1 protein-coding gene is annotated in these 252 nt (G+C 48.0%); it reads right to left on the reverse strand.

Annotation, left to right across the window (positions count from 1 at the left end):
* A partial coding sequence (locus LJE08_RS14240; protein WP_227403611.1) for a hypothetical protein occupies positions 1-252 on the reverse strand: 252 nt, incomplete at both ends.

The following is a 252-nucleotide window of genomic DNA, read 5'->3' on the forward strand; positions in this document are numbered from 1 at the left end:
GTTTGCTGCTGCAGACTTTGAATCTGCTGTGCCGTTTTCTCCAGTAAAACCGTCTGCTGCTGGCTGACGGTTTGAACCTGCTGCTGGCTTTTTTGGAGTTTAGCCAGTTTTTGCTGTTCAGTTTGAATGCGTTCTTTAAGTTCGGCCGTTTCTTGATATCGGGGCAGTAGGCTTGCCAAAGCAATTTTTTGCTGATTGATCGAATCAATGGCTGGCTGCTGCTGGTTCAGCTCTTGAGCACGCTGCTGCAAT

This window comes from Holdemanella sp. DFI.5.55, assembly GCF_020593575.1.
Lineage (GTDB): Bacteria > Bacillota_I > Bacilli_A > Erysipelotrichales > Erysipelotrichaceae > Holdemanella > Holdemanella hominis.